This is a genomic window from Amycolatopsis nalaikhensis (assembly GCF_030264295.1).
Classification (GTDB): Bacteria; Actinomycetota; Actinomycetes; order Mycobacteriales; family Pseudonocardiaceae; genus Amycolatopsis; species Amycolatopsis nalaikhensis.
In genome coordinates, this window is record NZ_CP127173.1 from 2,612,618 (window position 1) to 2,628,941 (window position 16,324).

Sequence of the window (16,324 nt, forward strand, 5' to 3'; positions counted from 1 at the left end):
GCCTCAATGCACGAAGGTGAACCAGTTGAGGTTCACGAAGTCGGCTGGCTGGCCGCTCGTGAACGTCAGGTAGACGTTGTGCACGCCGGTGACCGCGCTGATGTTCGCCGGGACGGTCCGCCAGCTCTGCCAGCCGCCCGTGTTGCCGAGGGCGAAGCTGCCGATCGGCGCGTTGGACCGGCTGTCGAGCCGCACTTCGACGAGCCCGCTCACGCCGGACGCCGCCCCGGACGCGACCCTGGCCTGGAAGTTCGTCGCGGCGCTACTGCCGAAGTCGACGTTCGGGTAGAGCGCCCAGTCGCCGTTGGCGAGCGCACCGATGTTCTGGCCGCCTCCGCTGTCCGTCGTGGCCTCGGTGATCAGCCCGGACTGCTGGCTGAAGGACTCGGCCTGGATGGTGCTGTACGCGCTGGTCCCACCGCTGGGTGGAGTCGTGGTGGTCGGCGGTGTGGTGCCGCCACCGCGGGTGCTGACCGTGACGTAGTCGACGACCATCGGGCGGCCCGGCACGATCCCCGGCCCCGGCGTCGTGGTGCCGGAGTTGTTGTTGGGGAACGCGCCGCCGATCGCGACGTTCAGCAGGACGAAGTAGCCCTGGTGGGTGGTCATGTTCGCCCAGGTCGTCGCGTCGACCTGGTTCTGGCTGACCGAGTGGAACTGCTGGCCGTCGACGAACCAGCGGAACACCTGCGGGCTGGTGCTCGCGTCCCATTCGAAGCGGTAGGTGTGGAAGGCCGACTGGCACGTGCTGCCGGGGCAGGCGCGGTTGGCCGGGAGCCCGGTCGTCTCGTTGCACGGGCCGCCGGGGTTGACGCCGCAGTGCAGGACGCCCCAGACGGAGTTGATCCCGTTGACGTTCTCCATGATGTCGAACTCGCCGATGGCGGGCCAGTTCCACCAGTTGCCGCGGTACGGGCCGCCGAGCGCCCAGAACGCGGGCCAGTAGCCGAGCGCGGCGGCCCCGGTGACGTTCGGCATCTGGATCCGGCTTTCGATCCGCATGACCCCGCCCGACGGCGGCTTGAAGTCGGTGCGCTGGGTTTCGATCCGCGCCGACGTCCAGTTGCCCGCGCCGTCGCGCAACGGCGTGATGCGGAGGTTGCCGGCACCGTCCTGGGCGAGGTTGGCGGTGCTGGACGTGTAGTTCTGGATCTCGCCGGTGCCCCAGTTGGCGGGGCCGCCGGGGTAGCTGTGACCGGTGTCGATGAGCCAGTTCGCGCTCGAGGGCAGCGAGCCGGAGCCGCCGGTGAAGTCATCGGCGAAGACGGTGGTCCAGCCGGATTCGGGTGGCGGGATCGACGCGGCGGCGGGGACGGTCAGCGGGACGGCGATGAGCGCGGTGGCGGCCAGGGCGCCGAGGGTGAGGGATCTTCGGGAGCGGGGCATCGGGTACGACCTCCTTGTCGTCCGGATTTGTTGCCGATCGCAACAAAGCCCGTGGACAAGGAGAACCGATGCCCCGCGCGCGAAGCCAGAGGCGTTACCGAGGCAGGGTGACTCAGGTCACAAAGTCTGCCCGGAAGTACTCAAACCGGACACCGGGTCAGAGGCCGAAGCGGGACCACGCGGCCTTCTGCGTCACCGCGTCCAGCAGGGCCGACGCGGCGGCCGGGGCACCGATGCCGAGGCGGGCCAGCAGCGGCTTCTTCGGCTCGGCCACCGAGATCTCCGCGTCCGGGTAGCGCTCGGTGATGATCTGCCGGAGGCTGCCGAGGCCGTCGACCAGGCCGAGCTTCGACCGCCTTCGCGCCCAGCCAGACGTCGCCGGTGAACAGGTCCTCGGTGTCCGTCAGCCGGTCGCCGCGGCGCTCCTTCACCCAGTTCACGAACAGCTCGTGGAGCTGGGTGTGCATCTTCTTCAGCCACTCGACGTCTTCGGGCTTCTCCGGCGAGAACGGGTCGAGCCGCGACTTGTTCGCGCCCGCCGTGTGCAGCCGCCGCTCGATGCCGAAGCGCTCCAAAAGCCCGGTGAACCCGAAGCCGCCGCTGATCACGCCGATCGAACCGACCATCGACGTCCGGTGGGCGTAGATCTCGTCGGCCGCGCAGGCCAGCCAGTAGCCGCCCGAAGCGGCGACGTCCTCGCAGAACGCCAGCACCGGCACGTTCTTCTCGTCGGCCAGCTGGCGGATCCGCTCGGCGACCAGCCCGGACTGCGTCGGCGCGCCGCCGGGCGAGTTCACCAGCAGGGCGACCGCCTTCAGCCGATCGTGGCCGAACGCCCTGGTCAGCGCCGTCTCGACGGCGGCGAGGTTGATCGCGCCCCTGGCCAGCGGCGACGGCGACGGCGTGATCACGCCGTGCAGCTTCACCACCGCCACGACGTCCTTGCGCTCGACCCGGTCGGCGAGCACCGGGATCCGCGAAGCCAGCTTGTCCGTAACGCTCATGCAGCCAGGCTAGCGGGATTCAGCTCATGGGGAGGATGCCGGAACGGGTGCCGTTGACGCCGTTCACCTCGGCGCCGTTCAGCTGGGCCGGGCCGCCCTGGGCCGGCACGTCGGCCTCGGCCTCGGCGCTGTAGTCCGGCATGTTCGGCCGCACGCCGGGGACGAACTTCGGCACCCGCAGCGTCACCTTCATCCCGGCGCCGGGCGCGGTCTCGACCATCACCGCGTAGTCGCTGCCGAACACCTGCTGCATGCGCTGGCTGATGTTGCCGAGCCCGACGTGCGCACCCGTGCTGTGCGCGTTCTTGACGTCCTTGAGCCGCCGCGGGTCCATGCCGATGCCGTCGTCCTCGACGCTGATCAGCGCCTCGGTGCCGTGGTCCTGCGCGATCACCGTGACGCAGCCGCCGCTGGGCTTGCTGGCCAGCCCGTGCTTGACCGCGTTCTCCACCAGCGGCTGGATGATCAGGAACGGCACGACGACGCTGAGCACCTCGGGCGCGATCTTCATCCGCACCTCGAGGCGGCCGCCGAAGCGGGCGTTCTCGATGGTCAGATAGCGGTCGATGTTGCGCAGCTCCTCGGCGAGCGAGGTGAACATGCCGGACGTCCGGAAGGAGTAGCGCGTGAAGTCGGCGAAGTCCTGAAGCAGCTCTCGCGCCTCTTCGGGGTCCGTGCGGATCAGCGCGGAGATCGTGTTGAGCGCGTTGTAGACGAAGTGCGGTGAGATCTGCGCGCGCAGTGCCTTGATCTCGGCCTGCTGGAGCTGGTGCTTGGACTCGTCGAGCCGCGCCAGCTCGAACTGGGTGCAGACGAACTGGGCGACGGCGTCGGCCATCTGCACCAGCCGCCCGCGGGTGCGGCCGACGACGATCAGCGCCGCCTCGGTCTCGCCCTCGACCAGCAGCGGCACGATGACCGCGGTCTTCATCCGGCAGGTGCCGCGGTGGTTGCACGGCATCCGGTCGTGCGCGACGACCTCGCGGCGGTGCTTGCGGATGGCCGCGCCGATCGCGTCGACGAGGTCGACGTAGTGCTCGTTCGCCTCGCCGTCCCAGGACAGCAGCGTGCCCTCGCTGTCGGTGATGCCGACGGCGACGCAGTCGAGCATCTGCAGCAGCTGGGTGGTGATCTTGTCGGCGGCGTCCTCGTCGAGGCCGGAGCGGAGGTTCGGCGCCGCCTTCGACATCCGGTGGACGGCCTGCAGCATGGCGTCCTCCACCACGCTGGCCGGCTTGCGCTGTTTCACGAGCAGCACGATCACCACGATGCCGAGCAGCACCACGAGACCCCACGGAACGATCTGCGCAAGCGGAAACCCGGACACGGCGTCCATGCTCTGCGCTCGACCAACCGGGTGCAAGGCCTGATCCCACTTTCTGTCCAACTGTGCTGACCGAGGGTTGGGGTGACCCTACCCAGAGTCGGGTGGCTGCCCTCATGGTCACTGTCCGCAACACGCGCGAGGCTCGTCCTGTTCCACCGCTTCCGGGGAAAGGGGCAGGAAGAATGCGGTTTCGGGGGGTTGTCGCGGGCGCGCTCGCGGTGTCGATCGCGGCGACGGCGGCGGGCGGCGCAGCACGTGCCGCCGAACGGGGGAATCCGGTGCGTGACGCCGTGACCACGCTCGTCACCCGGGGCGGGTTCCCGGCCGCGGTGGCCTACCACCGCGACGGCGACCGGGTCTCGCGCTACGCGGCGGGCGTCGCCGACGTCCGCACCGGCGAGCCCGCGCGCGCCGGGCAGCGGTGGCGGATCGCGAGCAACACGAAGGGGTTCGTGGCCGTGGTCGTGCTGCAGCTCGCGGCGGAAGGACGGCTGTCGCTGGACGCGCCGGTCGCGGTCCCGGGCGTCCCGGCGGTCACGCCGCGGCAGCTGCTCGGGCACACCAGCGGGATCCACGACCCGGCCGACGCCGAGCTGTTCGCGCCGTACTTCGCCGGGGACCGCGGGTACGTCTACACGCCGGACGAGGTGATCCGGATGGCGTTGCGGAAGCCGCCGTCCGCGCCCGGCCGCTACGAGTACTCGAACACCGGCTACCTCGTGCTCGGCAAGCTGGTCGAGGCGGTGACCGGCCACGACGTCCGGCGCGAGGTCGCCGCGCGGGTCCTGCGGCCACTGGGGCTGGTGCACACGTCGTTCCCGCTGACCTCGCCGCGCCTCACCGGGCCGCACCTGCACGGGTACGACCTCGCTCGCGTCGACTGGACCACCATCAGCCCGTCCTACGACTGGACGGCGGGCGCGATGGTGTCCACGGTCGACGACCTCGCCACCTTCCACCGGGCGCTCTTCGCCGGACGGCTGCTGCCCCCGGAGCTTCCAGGCCCAGCTCATCGGGCAGGGGCTCGGCGTCGAGAAGGTCGAACTCCCCTGCGGCCGGACCGTCTGGGGCGGCACCGGCGCGGGCCCCGGCTACGTCAGCATGTCGGTCACCGACGGGCGGCGGCAGCTCACGCTGGTCGCGACCGTCTTCGACGTCAAGGCCGACGCCGAGCACCGGCCGCCGCTGCCGTCGCGAGCGGACGCGCCTTTGGTCGCCGCGTTCTGCTGACTACTTCAGCAGGCGGGACATCCGGCGGTCGGCGAGCGGCTTCCCGCCGGTCTGGCAGGTCGGGCAGTACTGGAACGACTTGTCGGCGAAGGAGATCTCGCGGATCGTGTCGCCGCAGACCGGGCACGGCAGGCCGGTGCGCGCGTGCACCCGCAGGCCCGAGCGCTTCTCCCCCTTGAGCCGCGCCGCCTTCTGGCCCACCGAGCGCTCGACGGCGTCGGACTCGATCTCGTGGATCGCCTCGGCCAGCGTCTCCAGCGCGCCTTCGTCGAGCTTGCCGATCGTCGCGTACGGCGAGAGCTTCGCCCGGTGCATGATCTCGTCGGAGTAGGCGTTGCCGATCCCGGCGATCAGCGACTGGTCGGTGAGGGCCCACTTCAGCCGGGTGTTCTTGCCCGCGAACAGGTTCCGCAGCTGCGCGGCGTCCAGGCTGAGCGCGTCCGGCCCGAGCCGCGCGACGCTCGCGATCTCCTGCGGGTCCTTCACGATCCACACCGCGAGGCCCTTCTTCGTGCCCGCCTCGGTGAGGTCGAAGCCCGGCCCGGTCGCCGACTCCAGGTGCACGCGCAGCGAGATCGGGCCCTTGCCCGGCTTGAGCGGCGCCGCGGCCAGGCCGTCCGACCACCGCAGCCAGCCCGCGCGGGCCAGGTGGATCACCAGGTGCAGGTCACCGGCGACGACGTCGAGGTGCTTGCCGTAACGGGTCGCGGCGGTGATCTCGCGGCCGTGCAGGTCCGTCCACGGCGGGGTCGCCGTCTTCAGGACGCTCAGCGATGCGACATCGATGCGGAAGATCGTCTGCCCCACCGCGTGTTCGCGCAGGTAGTGGGCCAGCGCTTCGACCTCGGGTAACTCGGGCATGGCCCCAGTGTGCCCTACTCGACCGGGTGCAGCGGCCCGTCGAAGTCCGGCAGCGAATGCCGCTGGATCGTCTTCGAGATCTTCTTGACCTCGCCCTGCACGGTGAACATGCCGCGGATCGTGCCGACCCAGCGCTCGGACGGCCGGTCGCCGGTCACGTCGCCCTCGGTCTCCGCGACCACCGTCCACGGACGGCGCAGGATCCACCGCAGCGGGAAAAACAGCACCACGAGCAGCAACGCCAGCAACACCCACGCCGGGACGTTGACCTGGTCCGGCGTCCACACGACGAGGATCACGGCCAGCAGGGCCGTCACGACGATCATCGCGATGCCGGGGCCGTAGCTGCCGGCGACGTCGTGCTCGAAGTCGTCGGCCGTGGCCGGCGCACGCCATTCCATCTGGGCACGGACCACCCAGTCGCGGCCGTCTTCGCCGCGCACCAGCCGGTTCATTCAGTTGCCTCCCAGGCCGCCCGCAGGGTGAGCAGCACAACGGTACCGTGCGCGGCCCGGCCCGCGCGAGGGAGGAATCGGACATCCCGCCCGCCGGAGATGATCACCGCAGATCAGGAACCCGACGAGGTGGTCGCGGTCGAATCGGTTGGTTCGCCCGAATCGGTGACTTCGGACGTGCTGCTGGGGCACGGTTTCCCCGACGTCGGCGTCACCGTCGTCGACGGCTCCGTGGTTTCGGTGCCCTCGTCGGTCGGCGCGGGGTGCTTCGAAAGGGTTGTCGTCTCGTCCGGCGACAGCTCGGGCGCGTCGGCGCTCTCGGTCGAGTCGCGGGACTCGGTCATCGTCATCTGCGGGCTCGTCGTCTCGCTGTCGAGCCGCGGCGACGTCGAGGACTGGTCGGGCGCGCTGAACGTCGACGACGTGACGTCGTCGCGCGGGGCGAGCCCGCCGTCGCCGCCGGCGGTACCGGGGTCCCCGGCCGGGACGTCGCCGCCCGGCACGCTCGGCACCTCGTGCGCGCCCAGCTGGCGGTTCACGGCGGTCCGCGGCTTGACCGCGACGGTGGCGCCGGTGCCGCGGCCGTTGAGGACGCCGACGCCGATCTGCTGGTCGTGCTGCGGCTGCGGCGGTGGCTGGTGGTGCGTTTCGCTCGGCGGCACGACGACCAGCTCGGGCGCGCCGCCGGTGAGGCCGACGTCCTGCACGGGCGCCGAGCCGAACAGCACCGGACCGGCGGCCACGCCGACCGCGCCGACGGCCGCCGTCGACGCCAGCGCCAGTCCGATCTTGACCTTCGAGCCGACCAGGACACCCTTGACGGTCGCACCGAGCCCGGCCAGGACCCCGCTGCCGCCCGCGACCGCACCGGCGGCGGGCACCAGCAGCACCAGCACCCCGGCGTGGGCGCGCAGCGACGAACAGACGTCGCGCAGCTCGTCCTGGGTGGCACGGCACGACGAGCAGCCGTGCAGGTGCGCCTTGATCCGCTCGGCCTCGGCGCCGGTCACGCTGCCCGCGGTGAACCCGCCGAGCTTCTCGACGACGGCGCGGCACGAGTCCGGCCCCCGGTTCACCGAAAGGTGTGCCTGCAAGTACGCGGCACGCAGGCCCTGACGGGCACGGCGGGCCAGGGCCGCCGTGGCGTTCGCGCTCAACCCGAAGTGGGTGGCGACCATCGCGGGCTGCTCACCCTCGACCTCGGTCTGCCACAGCACGGTCCGCCAGCGCTCGGGCAAGCTGGTGAACGCGGTGGTGATCAGCGTGTGCTCGGCGGTGCGGGCGTGCGTGTCGGCCCCCGCACCGGCGCGGAAGGTCAGCTCGTCGTCGGAGACCGGGACGTCCCGCCGAGCGCCGTGCCACTCCCACGAAACCCGGCGGGCGACGGTCAGGAGGTAGGCGCGGACGTAGTCGCGGGGGCCGGCACCCCGGCGGAGGGCCTGCAGGACGCGGAAGAAGGTCTCCGCGGTGATGTCCTCGGCCTCGGACCGGTCGGCGGCCAGGCTCTGCGCGAGTCTCCGCACCGCGGCCGCGTGCAGCTCGAACAGCTCCCCGAAGGCGGCGTCCTCACCGTTTCGCAGTCGTTGCAGCAGTGCCTGCTCGTCGGATTCCGAGGCCGCTGGTGGCGGCACCGTGCCCAGCTCGGTCATCCGGCCCGGCACCTCCTCCCCGAAGGTCTCCCCATTCGGTCGAATGGGGACACCATACGGAGGGAAACAGCCGTCGTCACCCCTTGTACGCCAGCTGTGACACCGAAGCACCGGGTCAGGGCATGGGGGGACCCGCTCATCGGAGCGGATTCGGGTGGGTATAGAGTGCTTCTCAACAGCAAGGCAGTGCGGATGTAGCGCAGCTGGTAGCGCATCACCTTGCCAAGGTGAGGGTCGCGGGTTCGAATCCCGTCATCCGCTCAGGGTCAGGGGTCGTGTGTCGACGGAAAACGTCGACCTCGGCCCCTTCGCCATTTCACCCGGGGGCCCGAGCCCCCGGACCCCCACGGTGCCTCATGTCGCCTTCCAGCGTGGTCACCCGCCCGGGGGGTGTAGGGGCTAAAGCTCGTAGACGTCCAAGATTGTCGGCGCTACTGGGGTCAGGTGGGGGTCTTCGCGCTCTGTTACCTGGCCTCGGGCCATTCGGTACACCCGGAACTCGTTGTCGTGCTCGGTGTCCTGGTCGTCCCACACGTACAGCAGGCCGTAGGAGCCTGGGGCCAGCTCGCCCGCCCTCGTGAACAAGTTCAGGAGCTCGGGGCCGAGGCGGCCGCCGTGCTTGTCGAAACCGCCGAAGTGGAGCATCGGCATCCCCGCGCTCCAGCGGAGGTCGACCAGGTCGAAGTCACCGGCGTCGCGGATCGCGCGGTGCACGCGGTCGACCAGGCGCTCCAGCAGAGCCGCGTCGTCGTCGCCGCTCGTGGTCGCCTGGATGGTCACCCAGCCGTGATATTCGAACACCCGCGAAACGGTAGCAAGAGATCAACCGCGAGCTCAGCGGGCCAGTGCGGACGGCTTCCCGTCACGGCGCAGGACGTTCTTCAGCACCCCTTCGCCGAGGCGCTCGAACGCCGGCACCAGCTTCTCGCCGAACACGCACAACGTGCGCTCCCACGGGTGCCCGAGCGTGCCGAACGAGAAGTCCGAGGCCAGGAACAGGTGGTAGTCCGCGCGCGGGAACACCGGCACCGGCCAGCGGGCGCCCTCGGTCATCAGGTGCGGGCGGACGCGGTAGGACTGGTGCTGCCAGTGCAGCGCCCACAGCCAGTCGTCCGGACCGCAGACCTCGCGGAACGCCGCCAGCGCGATCGCCGCGACCTGGTGCTCCTCGACGGCGTACGGGCCGAGGCGGAACTCGGCCGACGCGCGGTCCAGGTCACCGGGCGAAAGGTCCCACGTCCGCGACGGCGCGGGCTCGCGGAACCCCGGCCAGGCGTGGGCGTAGGTGCTCGGCCAGAACGCCAGCTTGTCGTACACCCAGTACCAGGCGGGCTCGTCGGCGACGCGGGAGACGGCTTCCCAGGCAGCATTCACTGTTTCGACCTCGAAGTTGGCCACGCACGGTAGAACACGCGAAAGCTTCGTGTTCGCCCTCCGGTTTGTCCAGTCCTCGTCCGCTCGCCGCGAACTGTGTCACTCGACCGGGTGGAGTCTGCCAGGTTGTCACCATGCGGGTTCTCTTCGTCCACGGCGCGTTCGTCCGAGATGGCAATTGGTGGTGGCGGCCGACGGCCGAGGTGCTCGACGGCCACGGTCTGCGCAGCTCAGCCGTCGTGCTGCCGAGCTGCGAGGCCGAGCCGCGCGGTGATCTCCGCGACGACGCCGCGGCTGTCCGCGCGGTGCTCGACGCCTCCGACGAGCCCGCGCTGCTCGTCGGGCACTCCTACGGCGGCGTCGTCATTTCCGAAGCCGGGAACCACCCCGCGGTCCACCGGCTCGTCTACGTGACGTCGTTCTTGCCCGACGTCGGCGAGGCCCTCGCGGGCTTCGGGACCGGTGAGCCGCCGCCGTGGCACGTCAGCCACGGCGACGGGACCGCGAGCGTCCGGGAGGACCTCGTCCGGCCGCTGTTCGCGCAGGACTTCGACGACGCCACGTATTCCGCCGCCGCGAAACGGCTCACCGCGCAGAACGAAGCCGTTTTCGGTCAGCCGACGACGAAAGCGGCGTGGCGGGAGGTGCCGTCGACCTACGTCGTCTGCGGCGAAGACCTGGCGACGCCGCCGGAGAAGCAGCGGGCCCAAGCCGAGCGCGCCACCGATGTCGTCGAGCTGTCCGTGGCGCACCACCCGTTCGTCACGCGGCCCGAGCTGGTGGCCGAGGTGCTGCTTCAGAAGACGAGGTAGCCCATCAGGAACTCCTTGGTTTTGCCTTCGCAGCCCGCGTCGAGCGAGTCGAAGTGGCTCGCGCCCGCGTTGCAGCGGTAGATCGCCCGCGCCGACGCCCACGTCGGCGGTTGCGCGTACGCGTAGCCGAGCAGGCCGATCGGCTCCTGGCCTTCACACTTGCCGGACTGGTCGGTCGAGGTGAACCAGTCGTTCTGGTTCTTCACCTTGCAGGCGTAGAACTTCCGCGTGCCGGGCTCGGCCGTCGCGACGAGCGAGCCGAACACGCCCTCCTTGGTGAAGCCCGCCGGCGGGCCGATCTTCTTGGTGGCGCTGAAGTGCGGGCCGTCCGGGTGGTGGTAGCGGGTCAGCGGCACCATCGTCGGTTTCGGTTTCGCGGGTTCGCCGCTCGCGGGCGCGCTGGGCGGGATGACCGTGCTCGCGCCGGGCAGCACCGGGACGCTCGCGGACGGCGGAACCGAGGACGCGCTCGCCGAAGACGTCGGGCTCGCCGACGTCGTGGTGCCGGACGAGGCGGACGTGGTCGGCGCCGGACCCGCCGCGCCGCCGGGCGAACCCGCGGCGACCGGCGTGGTGCTGTCCGGCTTGAGGAGGAAGATCGCGCCCAGCGCGGCGACGACGGCCACCGCCACCCCGGTCAGCACCAGCGGGAGGCGCCGCTTCTTCCGCGGCGGATCCCAGTCCACTGTGGTCGGTGACGGCGGGGCCACCCGAGCCGTCACTGGCTCGAAGACGATCGTCGGCAGCTCGGCCGGGTCCACCGCCTGCGTCGGCGAATCCGTGATCGCGGTGCGCGCGGTTTCCAGCAGCCGCCGGACTCCCGAGGCGCCGAGACGGTCCGAAGTGGACTGCGTGAGCAGCCCGCGGACGGCGTCGGCGAGCGGGCCGCGGCAGTGCTCGAACACCGGCTGGTCGTACATGATCGCGTGCAGGGTCGCGGCCGTGGTGGTGCGCTGGAACGGCGCGCGCCCTTCGGCGGCGTGGAACAGCGTCGCGCCGAGGGACCACAGGTCCGACGCGGGCGACGGCCCGGCTCCGGCGAACAGCTCGGGGGCCATGTAGCCGGGCGAGCCCATGACGCCGCCGGTCTGCGTCAGCCCCGGGTCGTCCATCGCCCGCGCGATGCCGAAGTCGGCGAGCTTCACGCGGTCGCCGGGCAGCACCATGATGTTGCTGGGCTTGACGTCCCGGTGCACGATGCCCGCCGCGTGCGCGCTTTCCAGGGCACCGAGCACCTGCAGGCCGAGCGCGGCGACGCGGTCGTTCGCCAGCGGCCCCTCACGCCCGACGACGTCGGCGAGCGTCGGCGCGACCACCAGCTCCATCACGATGAACGTGGCACCGTGCTCGCTGACGACGTCGTAGACCGTGACGACGCCGGGGTCGTTGAGCCGGCCGGCGGTGCGGGCCTCGCGCATGACGCGTTCGAGGTTGGTGCCCGGCGGGGTGGCGAGTCTCCTCGAGCGCGACCGGCCGCCCGAGCACCCGGTCTTCGGCGCGCCAGACGACGCCCATGCCGCCCCGGCCCAGCTCGGCCGAGATCGCGTACCGCCCCGCGACCAGTCTCATCGTCGCCCCCCTGAACGCTCGGAGGCGATGCTAAGGGAGGCGCCGGGCGGACCCGGCGCCTCCCCGGCTCAGGCGGCGTCCCAGAGCGTCAGGAACGCCGAGGCCTCGCTGCGGGCCCAGGGCCGCAGCCGTTCGCGGTCGCGCGCCGACAACTGGAACTCCTTCGCCCGGCGGACGTCGACCACCAGCGCGTGCCCGCCCGGCAGGACGTCCGGCATCGCCTGCTCGAGCACCCACAGCGCGAGCTGCGCGGAGTCCTTCGTCAGGGGTTCCTCCTTGAAGTAGAGCCAGGTCGCGTACCGGCGGCCGTCGCTCTTGCGCAGCCCGATCTGCGGGCTGACGCCGATCTCGAGCTCGCCGATCCGGCACCGGCCGCGCCCGACCTCGACCAGCCGCGGCGACTTGCGGCCGAGGTAGCGCAGCCAGCCGTCGGCGATCGCCGCGTAGTGCGGTTTCGTCCGGTCGTCGGCGGCGTTGACCAGCGCGCGCAACGCGGTCGCGTCCTGCCCCGCCGCCCGCCCGGACCGCACGGCGTTGGCCGCCCGCCGGTAGTAGTTGAACGCGGCTCGCGCCGGGTCCTCGTACAGCCGGCGCTGCCGCCGGACGAACGACGACCGCGACGGTCCGTTACTCGCGCTGTAGCCCACGAACGTGGGCAGGGTGATGTAGGCCATGGCCCTGCCTTCCTCCATCACGCCTCCCGCGGACGCGGGTGGCATCTCCCCTGGACAACGCCCATTTTAGAACATATGTACGACAGTTTTCGGGGGCTTGACGGGTGACGGTCGCCGACAACCGGGCACCAACCGGGGGTCGGCTATGGTGAGGGAGTGTCGGTGCAGGTGAAAGGCGGGAAGCCGGAGAAGCCGGTCAAGCCCCTTTCGGTCCACGAGGCCTGGCTGCCCAAGGACCACTCGATGTACCGGCCGCGCCACGGCCGCCAGCAGGTCGCACTCATCTGCGCGGTCGTCTTCTTCCTGACGCCGGTGGTGTCGCTCGGCCTCTTCGGCCCGCCGGAGCCGTTCGAAAACCGCAAGCTCCACGACTTCCCGAGCCTCTCCGACGGCTGGGGCTTCTTCAGCGGGCTCAGCCAGTGGGCCACCGACCACCTGCCCGGCCGCCAGGCCGCGGTGGAGGCCGAGGACGCGATCAGCCGCGGGGTCTTCGGCGAGCCGCCGGCACTCGGCGGCCAGCCCACCGGGCCCGCGGTCGGCCCGGTGCCGAACCAGCAGCCGCCCGCCCGCCCGGACACCGGCACGACGCAGGGCCAGACGAACAGCGCGTACCCGCCCGTGGTCGAAGGCCGCGACGGCTGGCTGTACCTCGGCAACGACATGTACGCCAAGTGCAACCCGATCATCCCGGCCGCCACGGTGATCGACGAGCTGATCGGGCTGCGCCGCACGGTCGAGGCGTCGGGACGGCGGCTCGTGCTCATCGTGCCGCCGGACAAGTCGGATATCTTCCCGCAGTTCCTGCCGGATTCCTACGCCGGCAAGGACTGCGCGCCGGTCGCGGCCCGGCTGATGTGGCAGCGGCTGAACACCGAGGTCGGCTACCTGGACCTGCGCGGCCCGCTGCTGGCCGAGTCGCAGCGGCGCGGCGCGCCGATCTACTTCAAGCAGGACACGCACTGGCAGTTCCACGGCGGATTGACCATGGTCCGGGCGCTGGCCGAGGACCTGAAGCCGGGCGTGACGAACACCTGGCGGACCGCGCCGAAGGAGACGTTCGACAAGCTCACGGACCTGCCGCCGCTGATCGGCCGTTCCGGCAGCGAGCCCGCCGAGCTGGAGAGCCTGGCGCCGGACGGCGGCGCCGACAAGACCCGCACCTTCTTCGGGCAGCCGAACACCGTCCCGATCGAGCTGCGCGGGACGCCGGGCGTCGGCACGGTCGGCGACAAGGTGGCGATGATCGGGGACTCGTTCACCGGCTTCGCGAACATGTACCTCGCGGCCGCGTTCACGGACATGACGATCATGCACTCCGACTACGTCCAGCAGAACACCGCCGCGGCCGCGGCGAAGCTGGCCGGCAGCGACGTCGTCGTCCTCGAAATCGCGGAACGCAACCTGATCGGCGGGCAAAGCCCTATCCTGGCCCCGGCCGTGGTGAAGACGCTGAGCGAGCAGCTCGCGGCGCACCCCAGGCGATGAGCGCCCCACGGCGCATGGACGAAGGAATCGGATGAGCGTGCGGGATCTGCCGTGGCTGGCCGGCGTGGACGCCGGCAGTGCCTCGGTGACGGCGGGCCGGGTGTCGGTCGGCGGCTGGCTGGTCTCGCCGAGCGGGCCCGACGGCAGCACCGTCCGGCTCGGCGGGCAGGTCGCCACGGTGCACTGGGAGCGCGGCGGCACGGCCGTGCCCGGGGTGCCGGCGGACTGGCCGACGTGGGTGTGGCGGGCGGAAGCCGACGGAGACCACCTCGCTGGCGTCGAGGCGACCGTCACCGCGCCGGACGGCACCGAGCTCGTCCGCGTCACCGTGCAGCCGCCGAGCGGGCACCGGATGCCGTCGCCGCTGGGCGAGATCGACTTCCCGGCCGCGGACGCCGACCTGACCGGTGACCTGATGGTCGTCTCGGGCTGGCTGCTGCTCGACGGCAAGCTGCCCAGCCGGGTCGAGGTGGAGGTCGACGGCGCGGCCCCGCAGCGCGCGCGGCTCATGCTGCCCCGGCCGGACGTCACCAGCGCGTTGCCCGGCGAGGTCCGGCAGGCTGGGCTGAGCGGTTACGAGGCCCGCGTGCCGCTGCCGATGGCGCCGGGTGAGCGCCGGAAGGTGACGTTCCGGGTGCGGGCCTGGACCCGCGACGGCCGCGAGTGGAACTCTCCGGTCCGGTACGCGACGCTGCGGCGGCGCCCGGTCGACCGGCGCGACGCCGAAGCCGTCGCGCGTGCGTCGGCGTTCACCGAGGACCTGCTGGCGCGCGTCAAAGCGGCCGTCGACACCGACCACGTCCTGGTCGTGACGCACAGCCTGCGCGTCGGCGGCGGCCAGTTCTGGCTCAGCGAGCTGCTGCGCCACCTCGCGGGCCCGCACGGCCACAAGGTCACGCTGGTCTCCCCCGAGGACGGCCCGCTGCGCGGCGAGCTGGAAGAGCTGGGCGTCACCGTGCACGTCACCGGCCACCACCGCGTGCAGGACGCCGTCACCTACACCGCGTACGTCGGCGAGCTGGCGATGCTGGCCACCGCGAGCGGCGCCGGGGTCGTGCTGGTGAACACGCTCGGCATGTTCGCCGGAGTCGATGCGGCGATGCGCGCGGGCCTGCCGGTGGCGTGGGTGGTGCACGAGAGCTTCAGCCTCGAGGACTTCGCCTACCTGAACTGGGGCATGGACGGCCTCGACCCGCTGGTGCGCGACCGCTGGGAGCACTGCCTGGCCAAGGCCGACGCGCTGCTGTTCGTCGCCGACGCCACGCGCGAGATGTTCCTGCCGTGGTCGCAGCCGCGGCGGTGCGTCACCGTCCGGTACGGCATCGACCCGGTCCCGGTGCGGCAGGCGCTACACGACTCGAAGGAAGACGTCCGGCGCGAGCTGGGCTTGCCCGAGCGGGCGACGGTGCTGCTCAACGTCGGCGTCAGCGAGCCGCGCAAGGGCCAGGCGCCGCTGCTGCTGGCCTTCGAACAGGTCCGGACCACGCACCCGGACGCGCACCTGGTGATCGTCGGGACGCACGAGTCACCGTACTGCGACGCGCTGCGGGACTACGTCGAGGCGGCCGGGCTCACCGGCTCGGTCAGCCTGGTGCCGATCTGCCGCGACCCGCGGCCGTGGCTGCGCGCGGCCGACCTGTTCGTCAACAGCTCCGACATCGAGTCGCTGCCGCGGTCGATCCTCGAGGCGATGGCGTTCCGGGTGCCGGTCGTGGCCGCCGACGTCTTCGGCACGCGCGAGATCGTCAGCGACGGCGAGAGCGGCTGGCTCTTCGTGCCCAACGACCTCAACGCGCTCACCGTCGGCCTGCTGCGGGCGCTGGACACCCCGCCCGCGGCCCGCGAGCGGATCGCCGAGCGGGCGCTGGCCGGCGTCGGCGCCTTCCTGGACTCCGCCCACTACGGGCAGGAGTTCTCCACCATCCTGAAAGGCCTCGCGCGAGGCACCGGTACCGAGGAACGAGACGCATGAGCGCCGAAGAAGGCCCGAAGAACGACGAACCGGTCGAGTACGCCGTGCCGGCGTCCGTGCGGGCCGAACTGCTGCAGCTGCGCGCCGAGCGCTCGGTGCTGATGGCCGAGCGCGAGCGGCTGCTCGGCAGGCTCCGCGGCGCCGACGCGGACCTGCGGGAAGCCCTGCGCGTGCAGGAACGGCTCGTCGAGGACGCGCGGGCGAACGACGAGCTGCGCCGCCAGGTCGACGAGGCCTCCGAAGCCCGGGTCGAGCTGGACGCGCTGCGCCGCGACCGCGACCTCGCGCGCCAGGAGCTGGAACGCACCCGGACCGAGCGCGACCAGCTGCGGATGGACCTGCTGCAGGCCGAGCTCGCCCTGCACGGCGCCGACCTGCCCGAGGTCGCCGAGCACGACCACCGCGAGGCCGAGCAGCTGCGCCTGCGGGTGGCCGAGCTGACGCGCGAGCTCGAGGCGCACCGGCAGACCATCAGCTGGCGGGTCACCGCCCCGCTGCGCACGGTCCGCCGGAAGACCCGCTGACC

At 71.7% G+C, this 16,324-nt stretch carries 13 protein-coding genes, 1 tRNA gene and 2 pseudogenes; 6 read left to right on the forward strand and 10 right to left on the reverse strand.

Features of this window, described 5'->3' with window-relative positions:
- Positions 1-3: 3 nt before the first annotated feature.
- From QP939_RS12945 to QP939_RS12955, 3 genes and pseudogenes are all read right to left on the reverse strand, one after another.
- Positions 4-1,386 (reverse strand): glycoside hydrolase family 16 protein, encoded by a 1,383-nt coding sequence (locus QP939_RS12945; protein WP_285456994.1) that lies wholly within the window; start codon positions 1,384-1,386, stop codon positions 4-6.
- Between the two features lie 157 nt (positions 1,387-1,543).
- Positions 1,544-2,390: pseudogene (locus QP939_RS12950) on the reverse strand (S49 family peptidase).
- A 19-nt stretch (positions 2,391-2,409) separates the two neighbouring features.
- Complete coding sequence (locus QP939_RS12955; RefSeq protein WP_285456995.1) at positions 2,410-3,726, reverse strand: histidine kinase; 1,317 nt, start codon at positions 3,724-3,726, stop codon at positions 2,410-2,412.
- Between the two features lie 173 nt (positions 3,727-3,899).
- Here QP939_RS12955 and QP939_RS12960 point away from each other — a divergent pair.
- Positions 3,900-4,700, forward strand: a pseudogene (locus QP939_RS12960) (serine hydrolase domain-containing protein); the annotation flags it as partial.
- A gap of 247 nt (positions 4,701-4,947) precedes the next feature.
- On the opposite strand, the gene QP939_RS12965 reads toward QP939_RS12960, so the two are convergent.
- The 3 genes from QP939_RS12965 to QP939_RS12975 all read right to left on the reverse strand — a co-directional run bounded on the left by QP939_RS12965 (position 4,948) and on the right by QP939_RS12975 (position 7,912).
- Positions 4,948-5,808 carry an Fpg/Nei family DNA glycosylase gene (locus tag QP939_RS12965; protein WP_285456996.1) on the reverse strand — a complete coding sequence of 287 codons (861 nt, stop codon included), beginning with the start codon at positions 5,806-5,808 and terminating at the stop codon, positions 4,948-4,950.
- Positions 5,809-5,822: 14 nt separating this feature from the next.
- Positions 5,823-6,263, reverse strand: coding sequence for a hypothetical protein (locus QP939_RS12970; protein ID WP_003076880.1), 441 nt, complete (start codon positions 6,261-6,263; stop codon positions 5,823-5,825).
- Between the two features lie 113 nt (positions 6,264-6,376).
- The gene (locus QP939_RS12975; RefSeq protein WP_285456997.1) at positions 6,377-7,912 is read right to left on the reverse strand and encodes a sigma-70 family RNA polymerase sigma factor; all 1,536 of its coding nucleotides are present in this window, start codon (positions 7,910-7,912) and stop codon (positions 6,377-6,379) included.
- Positions 7,913-8,100: 188 nt separating this feature from the next.
- Between QP939_RS12975 and QP939_RS12980 the strand changes: the two genes are divergently transcribed.
- A tRNA-Gly gene (locus QP939_RS12980) sits at positions 8,101-8,173 on the forward strand.
- A gap of 138 nt (positions 8,174-8,311) precedes the next feature.
- Here QP939_RS12980 and QP939_RS12985 read toward each other — a convergent pair.
- Together QP939_RS12985 and QP939_RS12990 are read right to left on the reverse strand one after the other, a co-directional pair.
- Positions 8,312-8,713 carry an immunity 7 family protein gene (locus QP939_RS12985; protein ID WP_285456998.1) on the reverse strand — a complete coding sequence of 134 codons (402 nt, stop codon included), beginning with the start codon at positions 8,711-8,713 and terminating at the stop codon, positions 8,312-8,314.
- Positions 8,714-8,746: 33 nt separating this feature from the next.
- On the reverse strand, positions 8,747-9,286 hold the full coding sequence (locus QP939_RS12990) for a DUF2716 domain-containing protein (RefSeq protein ID WP_285456999.1): 540 nt from the start codon (positions 9,284-9,286) through the stop codon (positions 8,747-8,749).
- 134 nt (positions 9,287-9,420) lie between these two features.
- Here QP939_RS12990 and QP939_RS12995 point away from each other — a divergent pair, with 134 nt between their 5' ends.
- The gene (locus QP939_RS12995; protein ID WP_285457000.1) at positions 9,421-10,098 is read left to right on the forward strand and encodes an alpha/beta fold hydrolase; all 678 of its coding nucleotides are present in this window, start codon (positions 9,421-9,423) and stop codon (positions 10,096-10,098) included.
- Here the strand turns inward: QP939_RS12995 and QP939_RS51815 are convergent.
- Positions 10,083-11,516 carry a protein kinase domain-containing protein gene (locus QP939_RS51815; RefSeq protein ID WP_352251177.1) on the reverse strand — a complete coding sequence of 478 codons (1,434 nt, stop codon included), beginning with the start codon at positions 11,514-11,516 and terminating at the stop codon, positions 10,083-10,085. The genes QP939_RS12995 and QP939_RS51815 overlap by 16 nt on opposite strands.
- Before the next feature lie 219 nt (positions 11,517-11,735).
- Complete coding sequence (locus tag QP939_RS13005; RefSeq protein ID WP_285457001.1) at positions 11,736-12,359, reverse strand: hypothetical protein; 624 nt, start codon at positions 12,357-12,359, stop codon at positions 11,736-11,738.
- 138 nt (positions 12,360-12,497) lie between these two features.
- Here QP939_RS13005 and QP939_RS13010 point away from each other — a divergent pair, with 138 nt between their 5' ends.
- The 3 genes from QP939_RS13010 to QP939_RS13020 are packed head-to-tail and all read left to right on the forward strand — an operon-like array spanning position 12,498 to position 16,322.
- Positions 12,498-13,826, forward strand: coding sequence for an alginate O-acetyltransferase AlgX-related protein (locus tag QP939_RS13010; RefSeq protein ID WP_285457002.1), 1,329 nt, complete (start codon positions 12,498-12,500; stop codon positions 13,824-13,826).
- 31 nt (positions 13,827-13,857) lie between these two features.
- Positions 13,858-15,798: a glycosyltransferase family 4 protein gene (locus QP939_RS13015; protein ID WP_285457003.1), complete on the forward strand. Its 1,941-nt coding sequence runs from the start codon at positions 13,858-13,860 to the stop codon at positions 15,796-15,798.
- On the forward strand, positions 15,795-16,322 hold the full coding sequence (locus QP939_RS13020) for a hypothetical protein (protein WP_285457004.1): 528 nt from the start codon (positions 15,795-15,797) through the stop codon (positions 16,320-16,322). Before QP939_RS13015 ends, QP939_RS13020 begins: the two co-directional genes overlap by 4 nt.
- Positions 16,323-16,324: the final 2 nt, after the last annotated feature.

Bases quoted from the DNA above. Each gene is read 5' to 3' on its own strand.
- QP939_RS12995 (WP_285457000.1), top strand. From the start codon at position 9,421: ATGCGGGTTCTCTTCGTCCACGGCGCGTTCGTCCGAGATGGCAATTGG.
- QP939_RS13020 (WP_285457004.1), top strand. From the start codon at position 15,795: ATGAGCGCCGAAGAAGGCCCGAAGAACGACGAACCGGTCGAGTACGCC.
- QP939_RS12945 (WP_285456994.1), bottom strand. From the start codon at position 1,386: ATGCCCCGCTCCCGAAGATCCCTCACCCTCGGCGCCCTGGCCGCCACC.
- QP939_RS12955 (WP_285456995.1), bottom strand. From the start codon at position 3,726: ATGGACGCCGTGTCCGGGTTTCCGCTTGCGCAGATCGTTCCGTGGGGT.
- QP939_RS12970 (WP_003076880.1), bottom strand. From the start codon at position 6,263: ATGAACCGGCTGGTGCGCGGCGAAGACGGCCGCGACTGGGTGGTCCGT.
- QP939_RS13005 (WP_285457001.1), bottom strand. From the start codon at position 12,359: ATGGAGGAAGGCAGGGCCATGGCCTACATCACCCTGCCCACGTTCGTG.
- QP939_RS12975 (WP_285456997.1), bottom strand. From the start codon at position 7,912: ATGACCGAGCTGGGCACGGTGCCGCCACCAGCGGCCTCGGAATCCGAC.
- QP939_RS13015 (WP_285457003.1), top strand. From the start codon at position 13,858: ATGAGCGTGCGGGATCTGCCGTGGCTGGCCGGCGTGGACGCCGGCAGT.
- QP939_RS51815 (WP_352251177.1), bottom strand. From the start codon at position 11,516: ATGCGCGAGGCCCGCACCGCCGGCCGGCTCAACGACCCCGGCGTCGTC.
- QP939_RS12965 (WP_285456996.1), bottom strand. From the start codon at position 5,808: ATGCCCGAGTTACCCGAGGTCGAAGCGCTGGCCCACTACCTGCGCGAA.